Source organism: Terriglobales bacterium (assembly GCA_035691485.1).
Lineage (GTDB): Bacteria > Acidobacteriota > Terriglobia > Terriglobales > Acidobacteriaceae > JAIQGF01.
In genome coordinates this window covers 21004-39409 of sequence record DASSIZ010000079.1, presented here as the reverse complement: position 1 = coordinate 39409, position 18406 = coordinate 21004, and the positions used below count along the sequence as shown (strand labels likewise).

The 18406-nt window shown below is 62.1% G+C and carries 15 protein-coding genes and 3 tRNA genes; 16 read left to right on the top strand and 2 right to left on the bottom strand.

Going from position 1 to position 18406, the window contains the following annotated elements:
* Positions 1-4: 4 nt before the first annotated feature.
* The 10 genes from VFI82_11055 (at position 5) to VFI82_11010 (ending at position 10829) form a co-directional block, all read left to right on the top strand.
* A complete protein-coding gene (locus tag VFI82_11055; GenBank protein HET7185213.1) occupies positions 5-670 on the top strand; it encodes a hypothetical protein in 666 nt (221 codons plus the stop codon).
* A gap of 420 nt (positions 671-1090) precedes the next feature.
* A complete protein-coding gene (locus tag VFI82_11050; GenBank protein HET7185212.1) occupies positions 1091-1765 on the top strand; it encodes a glycine cleavage system protein H in 675 nt (224 codons plus the stop codon).
* Positions 1766-2057: 292 nt separating this feature from the next.
* The gene (locus VFI82_11045; GenBank protein ID HET7185211.1) at positions 2058-2522 is read left to right on the top strand and encodes a hypothetical protein; all 465 of its coding nucleotides are present in this window, start codon (positions 2058-2060) and stop codon (positions 2520-2522) included.
* A gap of 70 nt (positions 2523-2592) precedes the next feature.
* Positions 2593-3063, top strand: a complete 471-nt coding sequence (locus VFI82_11040) for a hypothetical protein (GenBank protein HET7185210.1) — start codon at positions 2593-2595, stop codon at positions 3061-3063.
* Positions 3047-4375 carry an acetyl-CoA hydrolase/transferase C-terminal domain-containing protein gene (locus VFI82_11035; GenBank protein HET7185209.1) on the top strand — a complete coding sequence of 443 codons (1329 nt, stop codon included), beginning with the start codon at positions 3047-3049 and terminating at the stop codon, positions 4373-4375. The genes VFI82_11040 and VFI82_11035 overlap by 17 nt, the downstream gene beginning before the upstream one ends.
* Positions 4376-4741: 366 nt before the next feature.
* Positions 4742-5794, top strand: a complete 1053-nt coding sequence (locus tag VFI82_11030; GenBank protein ID HET7185208.1) for a 3-methyl-2-oxobutanoate dehydrogenase subunit VorB — start codon at positions 4742-4744, stop codon at positions 5792-5794.
* Positions 5795-5863: 69 nt separating this feature from the next.
* On the top strand, positions 5864-7309 hold the full coding sequence (locus VFI82_11025) for a 2-oxoacid:acceptor oxidoreductase family protein (GenBank protein ID HET7185207.1): 1446 nt from the start codon (positions 5864-5866) through the stop codon (positions 7307-7309).
* Positions 7310-7396: 87 nt separating this feature from the next.
* Entirely contained in the window at positions 7397-8131 is a 735-nt protein-coding gene (locus tag VFI82_11020) for a ZIP family metal transporter (protein HET7185206.1), read from the top strand.
* A 114-nt stretch (positions 8132-8245) separates the two neighbouring features.
* On the top strand, positions 8246-10042 hold the full coding sequence (locus VFI82_11015) for a gamma-glutamyltransferase family protein (GenBank protein ID HET7185205.1): 1797 nt from the start codon (positions 8246-8248) through the stop codon (positions 10040-10042).
* Positions 10043-10334: 292 nt separating this feature from the next.
* Complete coding sequence (locus tag VFI82_11010) at positions 10335-10829, top strand: response regulator (protein HET7185204.1); 495 nt, start codon at positions 10335-10337, stop codon at positions 10827-10829.
* A 133-nt stretch (positions 10830-10962) separates the two neighbouring features.
* Here VFI82_11010 and VFI82_11005 read toward each other — a convergent pair whose 3' ends face one another.
* Positions 10963-11799, bottom strand: a complete 837-nt coding sequence (locus VFI82_11005; protein HET7185203.1) for a M28 family peptidase — start codon at positions 11797-11799, stop codon at positions 10963-10965.
* 16 nt (positions 11800-11815) lie between these two features.
* On the bottom strand, positions 11816-13744 hold the full coding sequence (locus VFI82_11000) for a sodium:solute symporter family protein (GenBank protein ID HET7185202.1): 1929 nt from the start codon (positions 13742-13744) through the stop codon (positions 11816-11818).
* Positions 13745-13962: 218 nt separating this feature from the next.
* Here VFI82_11000 and VFI82_10995 point away from each other — a divergent pair.
* The 6 genes from VFI82_10995 to VFI82_10970 all read left to right on the top strand — a co-directional run bounded on the left by VFI82_10995 (position 13963) and on the right by VFI82_10970 (position 18135).
* Positions 13963-14037, top strand: a tRNA-Gly gene (locus tag VFI82_10995).
* A 193-nt stretch (positions 14038-14230) separates the two neighbouring features.
* A tRNA-Cys gene (locus VFI82_10990) sits at positions 14231-14304 on the top strand.
* A gap of 118 nt (positions 14305-14422) precedes the next feature.
* Positions 14423-14497: transfer RNA gene (locus VFI82_10985), tRNA-Cys, on the top strand.
* Positions 14498-14708: 211 nt separating this feature from the next.
* Positions 14709-15176 (top strand): (2Fe-2S)-binding protein, encoded by a 468-nt coding sequence (locus VFI82_10980; GenBank protein HET7185201.1) that lies wholly within the window; start codon positions 14709-14711, stop codon positions 15174-15176.
* Positions 15173-17473, top strand: coding sequence for a molybdopterin cofactor-binding domain-containing protein (locus VFI82_10975; protein ID HET7185200.1), 2301 nt, complete (start codon positions 15173-15175; stop codon positions 17471-17473). Before VFI82_10980 ends, VFI82_10975 begins: the two co-directional genes overlap by 4 nt.
* Positions 17470-18135, top strand: coding sequence for a hypothetical protein (locus VFI82_10970; GenBank protein HET7185199.1), 666 nt, complete (start codon positions 17470-17472; stop codon positions 18133-18135). Before VFI82_10975 ends, VFI82_10970 begins: the two co-directional genes overlap by 4 nt.
* Positions 18136-18406: the final 271 nt, after the last annotated feature.

The window sequence follows — 18406 nt, the reverse complement described above, 5'->3', positions numbered from 1 at the left end:
CGTCATGCACAGCCGCAGATTCTCTTCTTTATGTGCTCTCGCCCTCTGCGTTTCCTCGCTGCCCGCGTTCCCGCAAGCCAAGCTGGAGAAGGCGCCGGCGCCCGGCGGCGATGCTGCGGTTCCGGCTGCAATCCGATCGGCGCTCGATCCAACGGGCGCGAAGCTGGTGCGGCCCGACGGCAGCGTGCTGTGCCAGATCTGGCTGCGCAAGTCGCTGCCCGTTGGCAAGGTTGCGGCCGTCAGAGGCGCGGCGTATCCCGAGATGGCGGAATCGACGCTGGTCGGCGTGATCCAATTCCCCGGCAGCGGAAGCGACTTTCGCGGCCAGACGATCCGGCCCGGCTTTTACACCATGCGCTATGAACAACTACCGGAGGACGGCAACCACATGGGCGTGGCGCCGACACGAGACTTCGTGCTGCTGCTCCCGGCAAGCACCGATGTCGATCCCACGACCGCGTATGACTTCGCACAGCTGGTGAAGTTGAGCGCTCAGGTTGCGGGGACAAACCATCCTGCGGCGTTTGTGCTGCTTGCGACGGACACTGGCGATGTCCCGCGCACGTATCAGAGTCCTGACGGCTTCCAGGTTTTCGCTGGCGCGGTCAAAACGCAGGACGGCAAGCCGGTGCCGATTGCGCTGGTGGTCAGAGGACAGGCAGAACAATAAGGACACCTCCTAAAATTAAGAGAGGGCTAACGGCTAACTTTCAAGGTCGAGCTCTGCGGATGCGGCAATATGCAACAGGTGATGTAAAAGAAACCAGCGGCCACGACAATCTTGTAAGCCATTGATTCCGCACGAGCCATGGGCATGCCGCGCGCTACGATCGATTCGCCCGCTGAAATCACTGCTGAAAAGGTCCTCAAAGCTCCGCTGCAAAAAACATCAGCAGATTTCTAACCATCGCCTGACTATCACTGCAAATCCATCGTTTCGCGATACATACGGACATGTTGCTGAGATTCCAACCGGCACGGCGCCTCATGGCATGGCGATTGCCTTAGAAGAGAGTGGCGAACGGCCCGAAACAAGCACAGGCGCCCGCGACGGGGAGCCCGGAAATCGAAGGCCAGCCGAGGCACGCATATGACAGTCATCCTGGTTCTCTCGACATTCATCATCTTCCTGCTTATCGATCATTTCTTCAGCAAGAAGCAGGTGCAGATCGCGGTACAGCCGGCGGTGGCAGTGGCGCGCGAGACAGCGACGCAGTTGCAGCCGAGCCTGGTGGGCGGGTTCCAGGTGCCGGAGCACCTGCGGTTTCACCCCGGTCACACCTGGGCGCTGAGTGAGAGCCCGAGCCTGGTACGCGTGGGCGTGGATGATTTCGCCAGCAAGCTAATGGGCAAGGTGGAACGGGTCTCGCTGCCGCAGCGCGGGCAATGGATCCGGCAGGGCCAGAAGCTGATCAGCATGTACCGCGACGGCGCCAAGGTGGACATGCTGTCGCCGATCGAGGGAAGCGTGGCGGACATCAACGATGCCCTGGTGCAGAACCCGGAACTGGCACGCAAGGATCCCTACGGGGAAGGCTGGCTGGTCACGGTGCAGTCGCCGGATGCGAAGACGAACTTCCGCAACCTGATGAGCGGCGGGCTGGCGCGGTGGTGGACGGAAGAAGCGGCGAACCGGTTGCAGAAGCGGGTCCCGGCAGCGCTGGGCGCGCTGGCGCAGGACGGCGGCGTGGCGATGGATAACCTGACGGCGCAGATGCCGGACCAGAACTGGACGGAACTGGCGCGGGAGTTCTTCCTCAGCTAGCAGAGTCGGGAACGCAGGCAAGGCACAAGTGCTGCACAGGCAGATCGTGAGCTATATCACGGGAGATTGTGACGACTATCACGGCTAAAAACGCGGTGCCAGCCCACACTTTGCAGTTAAGAGATGTGGGCCCGGAAGCAGAAACGCCTGGCACCCATTATGGAAACCGTCTTGGTGAACCGGACGCGTGCTCAAGACACGCCTCGCTCCAGGAAGAGCGGACCTGGAGAGACGGCGCCCGCGGCATGCGGGCACGCTCGGCGCCGCCAAGCCTTGATCGAAGGAGGCGGTTATGTTGCTGGCGTATCGCTTAGTAAGGCTGATTGAAACGCACGCCGACCGGCTGGCAAAGAGCCTGCTGGCCAAACTCCGCGAATCCGGCAAGTGCCCGGACTTCACGCGGGTTCCAGCCCAGGAATTCGAGCAGCGTGTCTACGAAATTTACGACCACCTCGGCGAATGGCTGCTGGGCAAGAAGGAAGAAGACGTCGCCCGGCGCTACTTCGAGATCGGAAGCCGACGGCAAAAGCAGGGTGTGCCGCTGAGCCAGTTGATGGAAGCCATCGTGCTGACCCGTGAACACCTGTGGAACTACCTGAAGCACGAAGCCAACCTGGACAAGCCGGTGGAAATATTCGGCGAACTGGAAATGATGGAACTGCTGGAGCAGTTCTTCGACAAGGCCATGTACTACGCGGCCGTAGGTTATGAAGAGTCCGCCAAAGAGGCGGAGAAGGATCACGTCCTGGCGCGGTGAACGCGGGCTCCACATTGGCTGAAGCAGGCCGATGTGGGCGCCAGCAACCAGGGCCGGAAGGAGAAATGCGATGTCAGTAGCCGAGGCGTTGGTGCAACTGATCGAGAACAATTCCGACCGCCTGGCCGAGACCATGCTGATGAAGCTGCAAGCCTGCGAGAAGTGCGAAGGCTTCAAGCGCGTGCCCCGGGAGGAATTCCGGCAGCGCGTCTACGAAATATACGACCACCTGGGCGAGTGGGTGCAGGGCAAGCGGGAAGAAGACGTGGCGCGACGATACATCGAGATCGGCATGGCGCGCGAGCGGCAGGGCGTGCTGCTGAGCGAGTTGATGTACGCCATCATCATGACGCGCGAGCACCTGTGGGATTTTGTGAAGCAGGAGGCGAGGGTCGAGAAGCCGAAGGAAGTGTTCGGCGAACTGGAGATCATGGAGCTGCTGGAGCAGTTTTTCGACCGCGCCATGTACTACGCGGCGCAGGGATATGAAAAGGCGACCGGAAAACTGCAGCCCGAGGTGACCCATGTCATGGCACGTTAATTACAAGCGCAAGCTGATGACCGCGGGCGATGCGGTGCGCTGCGTGGAATCGGGAATGCGGGTCTACATCCATCCGGGATGCGCCGAGCCGGAGGTACTGGTGGAAGCGCTGATGGAGCGGGCGCCCTTCGTGCGCGACGTGGAAATCATTCACCTGATGACCATGGGCACGGCGCCATACGTCAAGCCGGAGATGGCAGGCCACTTTCGGCACAACGCCATGTTCATCGGCGGAAACTGCCGCGAGGCGGTGAATGACGGCCGCGCCGATTACACGCCGGTTTTCCTGAGCGAGATCGAAGCGCTCATGGAAAACGGGCAATTGCGTCCCGACGTGGCGCTGATCCAGGTATCGATGCCGGACGCGCACGGCTTCTGCTCGCTGGGCGTGGGCGTGGACACGACGATGACGGCGGCGCGTTGCGCGAAATTCACGGTGGCGCAAGTTAACGACCAGATGCCGCGCACTTACGGCGACAGCTTCCTGCACGTTGACCAGATCGACGCCTTCGTGGAGACTTCGCGGCCGCTCTGCGAGACGCCGAAGGTAGAAATCACCGCCACGCACCGCGCCATCGCGAAGCACGTCGCCACGCTGATCGAAGACGGCTCGACGCTGCAAACCGGCATTGGCGGGATTCCCGACGCCGTGATGCCGTTCTTGACCGACCGTCAGGACCTTGGCGTGCACAGCGAACTGGTGGGCGACGGCATCATCGCGCTGATGGAAGCCGGCGTAGTGACCGGGCGGCGCAAGACGCTGCTGCCACGCAAGGTCGTAGTCTCGTTCGTGCTTGGCAGCAAGCGGCTGTTCGATTACGTGAACGAGAACCCCGCCTTCGAGTTCCGCCCCAATGCCTTTACCAACGACCCGCTGCAGATCGCGCGCAACGAGAAAATGATCGCCATCAATTCGGCGCTGCAGGTGGACCTGACCGGCCAGGTATGCGCCGATTCGATCGGGACCTACTTCTACAGCGGGATCGGCGGGCAGGTGGATTTTCTGCGGGGAGCGTCGCGGGCGAAGGGCGGCAAGCCGATCATCGCGTTGCCCTCGACGGCGAAAAACGACACCGTGTCGCGGATCGCGCCGATGCTGGATCCGGGCGCGGGCGTGGTGACTTCGCGCGGGCTGATTCGTTACGTGGTGACCGAGTACGGGGTCGCGTACCTGCACGGGAAGACAATCCGGGAGCGGGCGCAGGCCCTGATCTCGATTGCGCACCCCAAGTTCCGCGACCAGTTGTTCGAGTATTGCGAGCGGACGAAGTGGCTGCAGAAGAACCACGTGGCGCCGGTCGGAGTGGGCTAGGAAGGGTTATCCGTTTCGGGCTATCAGCTATCGGCCATGGGTGATCGGGTGTTTGGCCCGAAAGCCCAGAACCGGGAGCCGAAAGCCCGCTATGTCCGTTAATAGAGAGGTGAACCATGGCGGTGATATCGCGCGGCGATGTGAGAATCAACACCGAAGAGTGCAAGGGCTGCGGCCTTTGCGTGGATTCGTGCCCGACGGCTTGCCTGTCCCTGACGCCGGAGTTGAACGCCTACGGAGCACATCCGGCCCGATACGCCGGCGAAGGGTGCAGCGGGTGCGGAATCTGTTTCTACTGCTGCCCGGAACCGGGAGCAATCACGGTCTACCGGATGCCGGCGGCGCCGCGCGCAGCGGAGGCCAGTCATGCGGCAGCTATGTAAAGGCAACGTGGCGGTGGTGAAGGGAGCGGTGCTGGCAGGATGCCGCGCCTACTACGGATATCCGATCACCCCGGCGAGCGAGATCGCGGAATACGCCGCCCTGTACATCCCGCAGGTGGGCGGGACCTTCGTGCAGGCCGAGAGCGAGGTCGCTTCCATCAACATGGTGTATGGCGCGGCGTCGACGGGCGTGCGCGTGATGACGGCTTCGTCGGGGCCGGGCTTGAGCCTGATGCAGGAAGGGATTTCCTACCTGTGCGGCTCGGAACTGCCGTGCGTGATCGTGGACGTGGTGCGCGGCGGCCCGGGGTTGGGGAACATTGCGCCGGAGCAGAGCGACTATTTCGCCATGGTCAAGGGCGGCGGACACGGCAACTATCACAACCTGGTGCTGGCGCCGGCTTCGGTGCAGGAGATGGCGGACCTGACGAGGCTGGCATTCGATCTTGCCGACCGCTATCGCAACCCGGTGATCGTGATGACCGACGGCTTTGTCGGGCAAATGATGGAGCCGATCGAGTTGGAAGAGCAACCGGTCGAGCTGCCGGAAAAACCGTGGGCGGTCAAAGGTACGCCGGAGACGCAGCAGAACCTGATCACCTCCATCTACCTGGAGCCGGACGACCTGGAAAAACACGAGCGCAAGCTGGAGCAGAAATACAAGCTGGCACAGCAGATGGAGCCGCGGCACGAGACCTATCGCGCCGACGATGCCGAGATCCTGCTGGTCGGGTACGGAATTGTCTCGCGAGTGCTGCGCTCGGCGGTGGATGAAGCTCGGGCGCAGGGCGTGCGGGCGGGCTTGTTCCGCCCCATCACGCTGTGGCCGTTCCCGTCGAAGGCGCTGGCGGAGGCGGCGACGCGCTGCAAGACCGTGCTCACGGTGGAGATGAGCACCGGGCAGATGGTGGAAGACGTGAAGCTGGCCATCAACGGGCGCGTGCCGGTGGAGCTGTATTCCAGGATCGGCGGCAACGTGCCGTCGGTGGAGGAAGTGCACGCGCAGATGCTGGAGTACGTAGGGATTGAAGCATAGGTAGCGCGGAGTTCATTCTGCCGATCACGACGGAAACAATTCCGTCGCTACGCAAGACGGAGGCGAGCGGTGGCCGAATACGAAATTTTGCACGAGAAGTCGCCGGTCTTCTATGACCGCTACGAGCGCAAGGGCGAGTTGCAGCACCAGACGCATTATTGCCCGGGCTGCGGCCACGGCGTGGCGCACAAGCTGATTGCGGAAGCGATCGAAGATCTGGGGCTGCAGGGCAAGACCATTTTCGTCAGCCCGGTCGGCTGCTCGGTCTTCGCCTACTACTACTTCAACACCGGCAACGTGCAGGTGGCGCACGGCCGGGCGCCGGCGGCGGCAACAGGAATCAAACGCGCCTGCCCGGACAAGATCGTGATCAGCTACCAGGGCGATGGCGACCTGGCGGCCATTGGGACAGCGGAGATCGTGCACGCGGCCAATCGCGGTGAAAAGATCACCGTGTTCTTTGTCAACAATGCGATTTACGGAATGACCGGCGGGCAGATGGCGCCGACCACCATGGTAGGGCAGACGTCGACAACCAGCCCGTGGGGACGGCGGCCGTCCAACGAAGGCTTCCCTCTGCACGTCTCGGAAATGCTGGCGACGCTGGAAGCGCCGGTTTATATCGAGCGCGTGGCGCTGTCGGACAATAAGAACATCATGAAGGCGCGGAAGGCGATCCGGAAGGGGCTGGAGTTGCAGCGCGATGGAGCGGGGTTCTCGCTGGTTGAGATTTTGTCGCCATGCCCGACCATCTGGAAGAAAGATCCGGTGGAAGCGCGCAAGTGGGTGGCGGAAAAAATGATCCCGGTATTTCCGCTGGGCGTGTTCCGCGATCGCAAGGGGGAGATCCCGAAGATCGATGTCCCGCAGAAAAGCGTGGCCGAGGTGCTGGAGCTATGCGAGGACAAGGCAGCCGCCAACGGCAAGCGCCACGGGAAGCCATGCTCGATCAAGATTGCGGGCTTTGGCGGGCAGGGCGTGCTGCTGCTGGGCGTGGTGCTGGCGGAGATGGGAATGCGCGAGCACATGGAGGTGAGCTGGCTGCCATCGTATGGGCCGGAGATGCGCTCGGGCAGCGCGCATTGCCATGTGTGCCTGTCAAAGGAGCGGATCGGGTCGCCCCTGATCGCGCATCCGCAAGTGCTGGTGGCGATGAATGAACAATCGCTGCGCAAGTTCGCGCCCACCGTGGCGCCCGGGGGACTAATCCTCTATAACCGCGACAGTCTCCCGGAAGATTTTGTGATCGCGCACGCGCGAGTGATATGCGTTCCGGCGTCGGAAATCGCCGACCGGCTGGGATCGGCGAAGGTGGCCAACGTGGTAATGCTGGGGGCGCTGCTGGAAGAAACAGAGTGCATGTCAGCGGACACCGCGATGGCAGTGATCGAGACGGCGGTGAAGAAACCGGAACTGCTGAAGCAGAACGACGAGGCCCTGCAGGCCGGGCGCATGTACGTCGATCACCAGGTCAGGATCGGCGCCGTGAGCCAGCCGGACGGGTTTGCGTACTAGGGGCTAGTAGTTAGTAGCCAGGAGTTAGCGCGCCCGGCTTCGAGATGCCGGGCGTATTTGTCGGAAATTAGAAATGGATTTCGCTTCATGAAAGCGGCGCTGATAGCAAGTTTGCTGGCGGGACTGGCGACCGGGCTGGGCGGCGTGATGATCGCACTGCTGCCGCGGATTTCGCGCCGTCTGTACGACACACTGCTGGGCTTCTCAGCCGGCGTAATGCTGGCAGCGGGCTCGATCACGCTGCTGTGGCCGGCGCTGTCGCAAAAAGGCATCGTGCCGGCGACGCTGGGATTATTGTGCGGCGCGCTGCTCGTGTACTTGCTGGAACTGGCAGTGCCTCACCTGGAGCCGCACTTCGCGCCGCAACTTACCGGGAAAAGCAAGAGCCTGGGACTGCTGATGGCGGCGGCGCTCACGCTGCATCACGTCCCGGAGGGATTGGCGATCGGAGTCGCCTTCGGTGGCGGGACCAGGGGCATGGGCCTGATCGTGGCCATCGCCATCGCTCTCCAAAACATTCCTGAAGGATTGGCGGTTGCCATGCCGCTGCGCGCGGCGGGTTTCTCGAGGCCCAAAGCGATCGCGTGGGCGTCGCTCTCGGGATTGACGGAACCGCTGGCAGCCGCGGTAGGCGTCTGGTTCGCGGGAACGTTGGACGGCATGATGCCGTTCGGCATGGCGCTGGCGGCGGGGGCGATGATCTTCGTGGCGTCGGACCAGCTGATTCCGGAGAGCCACGCGCAGTCGGATTCGAAATCGCCAAGCCTGGGATTGATTTCCGGGTTCGTGCTGTTGGCGGTCCTAACTAGGATCGCCTTCTAGAATTAGCCACACAATCCGCAAAATCCCTCGGAAGCAATTCGTGCGGTAAACTTTGCTTTTCCTAAATCTTTCCTCTGTGCTCTCCGTGGCCAATTTTCTATTGAGGGAGACGAGATGGCTGAGACCGAAAAGTACACTCCGCACAGCTTTGCGCCTTCCACGCTGAAGCCGCAGGTAATGGGGCGCAGGGGCGTGGTGGCGGCGGGGCATCCGCTGGTGGTCGAGGCGGGAATGCGAATGCTGCAGAAAGGTGGCAACGCGGTGGACGCGGGTGTTGCCACGGTGTTCGCAGCGGCGGTGGTGGAGCAGGCGAGCTGCGGGCTGGGCGGCGAAGTTCCGATCCTGGTCAAGGTGAAAGGCAAGCCGGTGGCAGCGATCAACGGCTGTGGCGTCGCGCCGCAACTGGCAACCGCGACCTTTTTTCTGAATTTGAATCCGAACGATGCGCGGCGCGGACCGTTTCCGGTGATGATCGCTGGGAAGAACGGGATTATCCCGGCATACGGGCCGCTGAGCGCGATCGTCCCGGGAATGATTGACGGGCTGCTGGTGGCGCTGAAGGAATTCGGGACGATGAGCTTCAGCGAGGTGATTGAGCCGGCGATCGAGCTGGCGAAAGGATTCCCGGCCGACCAGCGGCTGGCCGGCACACTGAAACAGCACGAACCGACCTACGTGAAGTGGCCAACGTCGGAGCGCGTGTACAAGCCCAAGGACAAGGCGGTGGCGGAGGGAGCGGTGTGGCCGCAGCCGGAGCTGGCGAAGACGCTCAAGTCCATGGCCGACGCGGAGAGGAGAGCGAAGCGGAAGAAGCGCGCCGGAGCGATCGATGCGGTGCGCGACTTTTTCTACCGCGGTCCAATCGCAAAAAAAATCGGCAAATACTGCGAAGAAAACGGCTGCCTGCTGCGAGAACGGGACCTCAAGATGTTCCACGCGCAGGTGGAGAAGCCGCTGACCACCAGCTATCGTGGCGTGGACGTTTACAAGGTCGGCTACTGGAGCCAGGGGCCGGTTTTTCTGCAGAACCTGAATCTGCTGGAGGCGTTCGACCTGCGCAGCCTGGGACACAACTCCGCGCGCTACGTGCACACCGTGGTGGAAGCGATGAAGCTGGGATACGCCGATCGCGACGCGTACTACGGCGACCCGCAACAGTCGAGCATTCCCGAGCAACTGATCTCGAAGCAATATGCGAACGTGCGGCGCGGGTTGATCGACAGCAGGCGGGCGTCGCCGGAGCACCGCGTGGGCGATCCGCTGCGGTTAAAAGCTGAGGCGCCGGTGGAGTTCGCCAAGGCGCGGCTGCGCGACCGCAACGCCGAACACCAGGACACGACGTGCGTCAACGTGATCGATGAAGCCGGAAACATGTTTTCGGCAACGCCGAGTGGGGCCTGGATTCCCGCCATGATGGCCGCCGATACCGGCATTCCGCTGACGCAGCGCGCGCAGGCGTTCGTGCTGACGCCGGGACATCCCAACCAGATCGGGCCGGGCAAGCGGCCGCGGATCACGCTGACGCCGACCATCGCGCTGAAAAAGGGCGCGCCGTGGCTGGCGTTCTCCACGCCCGGGGGCGACAGCCAGGACCAGACACTGCTGCAGGTTTTCCTCAACATCGTTGAATTCGGAATGCAGCCGCAGGACGCAGTGGAAGCGCCGCGCTTCAACTCGGTGGCGATGTACAGTTCATTCGACGATCACGGCGACAATCCGCTGGGGTTACAAGTGGAGAGCCGGTTCCCGCAGTCCACCATGGAAGAGTTGCGCGCGCTGGGCCACAAGCTAATTCTGCAAGGCGACTGGCAGAACTCGAGTTCGCCGACCATGATCGTGTACGACTCTGAGAACAAGGTGATCAAGGCCGGGGCAGACGTCCGGGGGCACAGGTGGGCGGGAGCGTGGTGAACAAAAGTCGGAAATACACGGGTCAAAGACCCGTGCCACACAAGTCCTTGTATTGACGGGAACTGCAATTCTTTTCACACTTAGCGAATCCCTGCCATATTTCGCCATACTGCGTAAAAACTTCCGCGAAGAATCTGCACAGGGCTAGACCTAAGTAATTGAACCTAATGCACCGCTGTCGTGGCAGGGAAGGTGCTTCTAAGGCCTGTGTTCGCCCCACTGTCTCGGGAAGCCGGGCAGTGTCCCCAACTGGCACGTCTACCGCAAAGACGGGCCCTGCCAAAGGAGAACGATGCGGCAACGAGAGATCCTTTGTATCGATGATGACGAGCAAAGCCTGCTGGTGCGCAAGCTACTACTGCAGACGCGTGGTTTCCGCGTGACTACAGCCACCAGCGCCAAGGCGGGCTTGTTGTATTTCCGCACTCACCAGGTGGATGCGGTCGTGCTCGATTACGAAATGCCGGAGATGAACGGCGGGCAGGTGGCGCAAAAGATGAAAAGCTTGCGCGCCGGAGTTCCGGTGCTGATCCTGTCGGCCCTGCCGTGGCTGCCGCCAGAGGCGCCGAAAGATTGCATTGACGTATTTGTCACCAAGGGCGGACCAACCGCCGAACTAGTGCAACACATCGAGCAGATGATTGACGCAGCTCCGGTGACGCGAGGCCGCAGCATGGGGCTGGTTGGCGCAGTGTCGGGCGTGGTGGTGGCGAAAGTTCGCGGCCTGCTGGCCAAGCCGAAGTCGGCGGCCTCTCCCAAGCCACTCATGCCGGCCGGAATTCAGTAGTTTCACGCGCGGCAGGCTTTTCCTTGCCATTCAGGGTTTCAGAGGTCACCAGCAGGTGAGCTTTGAAACCCTGAAGTGTTTGCAACGCAATCGACCGTCGTCTCAGTGCGTTTTCCGGACTGCAGTTGGATGCCTACTGTGTTTGGGCAGCAGGCACACCAAGGACGTCATCGAGAAAGGCGAGATAAGCGCAGATCAGGCGGTACGTCTGGTAGTAATCGTCCAAGTGAATAGCAGAAAGCTTGTCTTTTGACGTGTGCAGTATGCGCGCATTCCACGTTTCCTGGGTCAGGGAATGGATGGTAATGCGCGGAATCTTGCGCGCGGCAAACTGCTCGGAGTCGGTGCTGCCCACCGCTTCGACATTCACCCCCATGACGGGCAGATTCATCCGGCCGGCAAGGAAGACGATCGCGCCATACAACTTCCGGTCCGAATGACTCGCCCAGATGGCGGTTGGACCGAGGCCAAGCGTGTCCATATTCACCATGGCATCGGTGCCGGCAACCTCTTGCCTGGTCATGTGGTGCGCGTAGAAGTGAGAACCCACTTCGCCTTTTTCCTCATCCGTAAACGCGATGAAAATGTAAGTGTGTTTCCGGGGCCGGAGCTTTACGGCTTCATAGAGCGACGGCAGCAGGGACGCACCGCTCCAATTGTCCACCACCCCGTCGCCGGCAGACACGTGGTCGAAATGCGCGCCCACGATGATGGTCTTGTCGCCATTGCCCGGGAGGATGCAGATCACATTCGGCAGCTTCGAGCCTTTCACCGCTTGCTCGGAGATGCGTCCCTCGCACCCGGCATCAGCAAACAGGTGTTTGATCGAGTCTTCGCGTTGTTCGTCTTTGCCGCCATATTGTTGCAGCCTGGCCTCGATCACCTCGCGTGGAACCGGCTTGAATTCGATGCTCTGGGCGGACGCGCCAGGCGAGAGCGCCAGAATGAGAAGAAAAAAAGCACCGCGCATAACCACTTGGCGAACCCTAATTTTGGTAGACCTTTGCTGCCGGTTGCGACTTTGCCGACCCGGCTTCCTGCTCCGCTCCCCATCCGCGGCGGGATTGCTCGAGATACAGAAGAACAGCGCAGATTACGGAACCGATGAGCAGCACGACGCCGAGCCCCGGCTGATTGAGGATCAGTTTTCCCAAGCCAAACAGTGCCAGGTAAACCATGGCGCAGCCCAGTAGCCAGGCGATCAGGTTACGACCCAGGTCGCGATTCGGGTGGACCTCGGGGGTGAGGCGCGCGATCGGTTGCCAGCCGCGAACATCGGGCCGGGTCTTGCGATAGAAGGAAACCAGCACGGGCTCGGGTTCCGGACTGGTCAGCAGCGTGACCGTAATCCATGCCACGGTAGTGATGATGGTGGTGGTGAGGGCGGTCTTGGCGAATACGACCGGGCCGCTGCCGGCAAACAGGGTGTCGCTGCCGGTGAGTGACCGCCACAGTCCTTTCCAGTTCAAAAGCAGGCTGACGAGCAGCGAGGTCGCCATGGCGGAAATCTCGCTCCAAGCATTAATACGCCACCAGTACCAGCGCAGCAGGTAGACCAGGCCGGTGCCGGCGCCGATCTCAAGCACAACCTGCCAGCCGCCTCCGATGGATGTCAGCTGTACCGAAATCCACGCCGAGGCAATGACCAGCAACACGGTGGCAAGGCGCGACGCGATGACATAGTGGCGCTCGGATGCGCTCTTGCGGAGGAAGCGCCGGTAGAAATCCGCGACCAGGTAGGACGCGCCCCAATTCAGCTGGGTGGCGACAGTGGACATGAAGGCGGCCAGAAATCCGGCGATGGCAATGCCACGGAAGGCGTGTGGCAGGTGCTGGTTGAGCACCATCATGTATCCCTTTTCCGGCTCGGCGAGGCCGGGATACAAAACGATGACTGCGAGCCCGGTGATGATCCAGGGCCACGGGCGCACGGCATAATGCGCGACGTTGAACCAGAGAACGGACAACAGGCCGTGACGCTCGTCCTTGGCGCTGAAGATGCGCTGCGCGATGTAGCCGCCGCCGCCGGGCTCCGCGCCCGGGTACCAGAACGCCCACCACTGCAGCGCAATGTTCACCAGGAAGGTGATGACCGGGTACATCCACAGAACTTCCGCGGTCAGTCCGCGGGAGAAATCAGGAAAGAGAGCGATGGGGCTGCCGGAGTTCGGCGTGGAGGACTGCATCGCCTGCAGTCGGGCGAGCATGACGTCCATGCCGCCGATGGCGCGCACGGCATAGACGGCGACGGCGATGACGATGGTCATCTTTAATACGAATTGAAACAGGTCAGTCCAGAGCACACCCCAGAGGCCGCCCAGCGCTACATAGAGGCCGGTGAAAGGAATTAAGAAGAGCACGCAGACGGCGAGCGCGGCGCCATCGGGTCCCGACCACAACGACCCGAGCGGGGAGAGCGCGCGGCTGACCGAGTTGAGCATGGGCGTGCCGCCGAGGGTGACGCTGACAATGGAGGTCATGGCCTTGGTGACCCAGCCGAGAATGATGCAGTTCATCAGCAGGCCAAGGTAGAGGGCGCGAAAGCCGCGCAGGAAGGCGGCGGGCTTGCCGCTGTACCGCATCTCGGCGAATTGCACGTCGGTGAGCAGGCCGGAGCGGCGCCACAGGCGGGCGAAGAGGAAGACGGTCATCATCCCGGAGAAAAGAAAGCTCCACCACAGCCAGTTGCCGCTGATGCCCTGCCGGTACACCAACCCGGTAACCACCAGGGGCGTGTCGGCGGCAAAGGTTGTGGCGACCATCGAGGTGCCGGCAAGCCACCAGTTCACGTTGCGGCCGGAGACGAAGTAGTCGTCGACGCTCTTGCCGGAGCGGCTGCGAAAGTAGAGGCCAAGGACAAGGGTGATGCCGAGGTAGGCGAGGATGGCGGCCCAGTCGAGAAAAGTGAAAGTCATTTGCGGTGAGATCCGGTGCGCTCAGTATGTCAGCATTTCAGTCGCTCAGTACGTCTGAAATTTCGCTGCAGTGTAGATCGGAGGTACTACGTACTAACGTGCGGAGTACTGAGATACCGGGGCCGTTCTTTTGCGCGGTGCATTGGTTGCGTAGGTGACTTGTCTCGATTGCGCTTGTTTGACCCGGTTTTCCGGCGTTCGCTATAATCGAAACGCGAGCGGGAGTAACTCAGCGGTAGAGTGCGACCTTGCCAAGGTCGAAGTCGCGGGTTCAAATCCCGTCTCCCGCTCCAGTATTTGCATCCGACCCTCGCTGCTGGCGAGGGTTTCGCGCGATGGCGCCGTTCTCTGGGCGCCGGTAGGATTCCAGCACTTCAGGAAGAGGCGCGGTAGCCAAGTTGAGCCGCTTTGCGGGCGTGAGCGGAGCGGGAGCCCGCAAGCGAAATCCTGAGCCGCAGGCGAAGGATCTTGTTCGAGCGTAATTGGGGCGCGGTAGCCAAGTGGTAAGGCCGAGGTCTGCAAAACCTCTATCGCCGGTTCGATTCCGGCCCGCGCCTCCAGTACCTTTCCGCAAGTTACCGGTTCGCGGCGAGTAGATTACCGCGGTTTGGCCGCGAGCCTCGACTGCCGGACCGAGACCGTCTATGCTTGCAATCAGCGGCGCGGTATCCAAGTTGAGGCGCGGTACCCAAGTGGTAAGGGAGAGGTCTGCAAAACCTTTATGCGTCGGTTCGATTCCGACCCGCGCCTCCAAAATCTCCTCCGGGTAAGGCGAAACCGTAGCGCTTCCATCCGATTTCGCTCGATCAGACAAACTTCGCGATTAGGGTCGCGGTTGCCGCGATCACGCTAGCCCCGCCGTTGCAGTGATTCGTTAAAGCAGCCATCTCGGCTTGTCCTGTTTCGTGCGACGCGCATCCAAGAGAGCGGCGAAATTGGAGCGCTTCCAAGGCGCGCGGTTGCGATGAGCAAGATCACTCTCAAAGTGAATGGCAGCGTCCACGAGGTAGACGTAGATCCCTCCACACCATTGTTGTTCGTTTTGGCCGACGAGCTTGGGTTGCGCGGGCCCAAGTTCGGGTGCGGCATGGCGCAATGCGGCTCGTGCAGCGTCATCGTGCGCCGCCAGGTGGTGCGTTCTTGCGTGATGCCGGTGAGCGCGGTGGGCCACGACGAGGTGACGACCCTGGAAGGCCTGGGCACGCCGGAGAAACCTCACCCCATCCAACAAGCATTCATCGATGAAGGAGCGGCGCAGTGCGGCTTTTGCCTGAGCGGCGTGATTCTCACCGCAAAAGCTGTCCTGGACGAGAAACCCAATGCCAGTGACGAAGAAATGCGCGCCGCGCTCGGCGGCGTGATGTGCCGCTGCTTCGCTCACTTCCGCATGATGCGGGCGATTCGCAAGTATGCCGACACGAGGAGAGCATGAGCGTCTCGCGGCGTGACTTCCTGAAAGCGTCGGGCGCGCTGGTGGTGACCTTCGGTGCGGTGTCGGTGGCGCCGCCGTTTGCCCTTGCACAAGGCCCGTTCGGCGCTCATCCCTCCCACATTGATCCTGCAAGGCTGGACTCCTGGCTGGCGGTCGGCGGCGACGGAACGGTAACGGCATATACGGGCAAGTGCGATATGGGCCAGGGAATGTTCACGGCGCAGACGCAACTCGTCGCCGAAGAATTGTGTGTGCCGCTAAGCCGCGTGCGGCTGGTCCAGTGCGACACCTCCGTCTGCCCGGATGAGGGAACAACGTCGGGGAGCCAGTCCACGCCGACGAATTTCAACGACTCCAACCTGGCCCAGGCGGCGGCCACAGCGCGAGAAGCACTCGTCAGCATGGCGGCACAGCGCTTCGAGGAGAAAGCCGATCAACTCACGGTTGCGGATGGCGTGGTCAGCAGCAAGTCAGGACGGCGCGTGACGTATCAGGAACTCATCGGAAGCCACCGATTTAACATGACGTTGAGCAAGGCGGCGAAGCGACGACCACCGGCGGAATGGAAGGTATTGGGTAAGCCGGTCCCAGCGCTGGACAGGGCCGCGCTCATGACCGGGCAATTCGAGTTTGTGCACAACGTGCGCGTGCCCGGAATGCTGCACGGCCGGGTGGTGCGTCCGCCCTCGGTGGGCGCCACGGTAGCCGGCCTGGATGAGGGTTCAGTAGGCCGGCTTCCCGGGGTAGTAAAGATCGTCGTGCGCAATAACTTCGTGGGAGTTGTTGCGGAAAAGCAGGCGCAAGCAATCGCAGCAGCGCGCCATTTGAAGGTGACTTGGAAGCCCGGCGCCGGGCTGCCGCCGCAGAAAACGTTTTGCGACAGTTTGCGCAACCAGCCCTCTCGCGACGTTCTGGTGGTTGACTCCAAGGATGTCGAGCAGCGACTGGCAGCGGCGGGCACCGTGGTGCGGGCCAGGTATGTCTATCCCTACCAGATGCACGGCTCGCTGGGTCCTTCCTGCGCTGTGGCCGAGGTTAAGCCCGGCGCTGCGACAGTATGGTCGGCAACCCAGTCGGTGTATCCGACGCGGAGCATTGTCGCCGAGCTTATTGGCTTACCGCTGGACAGTGTGCGGGTCATCTACGTGCGCGGGTCCGGGTGCTATGGACTGAACGGCGCCGATGTCGCCTCATTCGATGCGGCAATTTTGTCACAGGCCGTCGGCAAGCCGGTCCGCGTCCAACTCTCGCGTGAAGATGAAATGGCGTGGGAAAACTTCGGTTCTGCGGCGGTCGTGGAGCAGCGTGCCGCCCTCGACGGCGGAACCATTGTTGCCTGGGAGTGCGAGAACTGGATGACCTCGAAAGGCGGCCGACCCGGATATGACCGCCCGGGAAATGTGATTACGGGAGAACTCCTCGGCTACCCCGCGGAGGCCGTCACTCCGCGTACCGCTTCGGAACCAACCGGTCAACTGCGCAACCGCAGTAACGCCGCGCCGTCCTATGTGGCGGGCTGCATCGGCGGCGCCTGTGGCGGGGCCGGCACCATTCGTAGCGAGCGCGTTCTCTCGCATACCGTCGCATCGCCATTCTTCACCGGCCCGTTGCGCTCTCCGTCCCGCATCCAGAACACGTTTGCGCACGAGTGTTTCATGGACGAACTCAGCGCGCGCGCCCATGCTGACCCGGTGGCATTCCGGGTGCAGCATCTCCGAGACGAACGCCTTATCGCGGTCCTCAAGTCCGCCGCCGAGGCGGCCCAATGGGAGAAGCGTCCTTCGCCGAATGCGGCGAAAAACGGCATCGCCAGCGGACGGGGAGTCGCGTGCGTCGTCTATGAAGGCAACAACGGCTACGTCGCGCTGATCGCGGATGTAGCAGTTGACCTGGCAAGCGGAGAAGTTCAGCCGCGCCGATTTGTCGCGGCGATGGATTGCGGCCCGATTTCCAACCCGGATGGAGTCCGCAACCAAAGCGAGGGGGGCATTCTCCAGGGCATGAGCCGCGCGCTCGTAGAAGAGGTCAAGTGGGACGACGTGCGGGTTACCTCGACGGATTGGGAGAGCTACCCCAGTTTGTATCTCGGCATGGAGGTCCCTTCGATCGAGATCGTCCTGCTGAACCGCACAGGTGTGCCGGCTACCGGAGCGGGAGAAAATGCCATCACCGTCGTTTCCGCCGCGATCGGGAACGCAATCTTCGACGCGACCGGCGTCCGCCTGCGGGAAGTACCATTTACGCCTGAACGCGTCCGGGCGGCGCTGTCCAGCGCCGGTCGAGGAGTCGCAGCGTGAGCCGACGTGCTTGCAGTGTCGCTTTGGCCGCAGCCAGTGTGGTCTCGCTGGCAATGTTGTTCGCGATCCGCACGGTCGCAGCGGACCAGGAACGCGCCCAAGGTCAGCGAGTGTACGCAACTGCGCCGCGCGACGATGGTGCGGCTGCAGCGGCTTTCCAGGCTATCCTGCCGGTCCTCCATCACCCCCGATGCATGAACTGCCATTCTCGCGGAGATTTTCCGCGACAGGGAGATGACAGTCATCGGCACACCATGAACGTGCGCCGTGGTCCGGACGGGGACGGCATCGCCGCGGTGAAGTGCAGCACCTGCCACCAGGACCAGAACGTCGAAGGACGGCATACGCCGCCGGGAGCGCCCGATTGGCACCTGCCGCCTCCGGGAATGGCGATGATCTGGGAAGGACTCACCGACCGTCAGCTATGTGAATTGTTCAAGGACCGCACGCAAAACGGCGGCCGCGATGTTGATGGGATCGTGGAGCACATGAGCACACCGCTGGTGCTCTGGGGATGGAACCCGGGGGGCGACCGGACTCCGGTTCCGATTCCGCAGACCGAATTCTTAGCGAACGTGAAACAGTGGGCGGCGAAAGGCGCTGCTTGTCCCGGCGAAGGTACGGCGCGCACCGGCGGCGCTCGGTCGCACACGGGACATTGAAGATACGGCAAGCTCTCCGCCGTGGCCTGTGCAGCCAGTAGTTGGAGCGCGCACGCCCTCGTGCGCGGATGGGCTGAGGAACTTCTCCACATTTGCAAGAAACGCGAATGTGGGCCCCCGCCGCAGGTCGCGTTGCGAGGCCCGGCGAGCTAATGTGGGATAGTTCGAACAACAATCCATGCTGTGACTTTAGAGTGGAGCGAGGGCAGAATTTGAGAGTGCAGTCAGTGTTGGAGCGCGCACGCCCGCGTGCGCGAATGGGCCGAGGAAC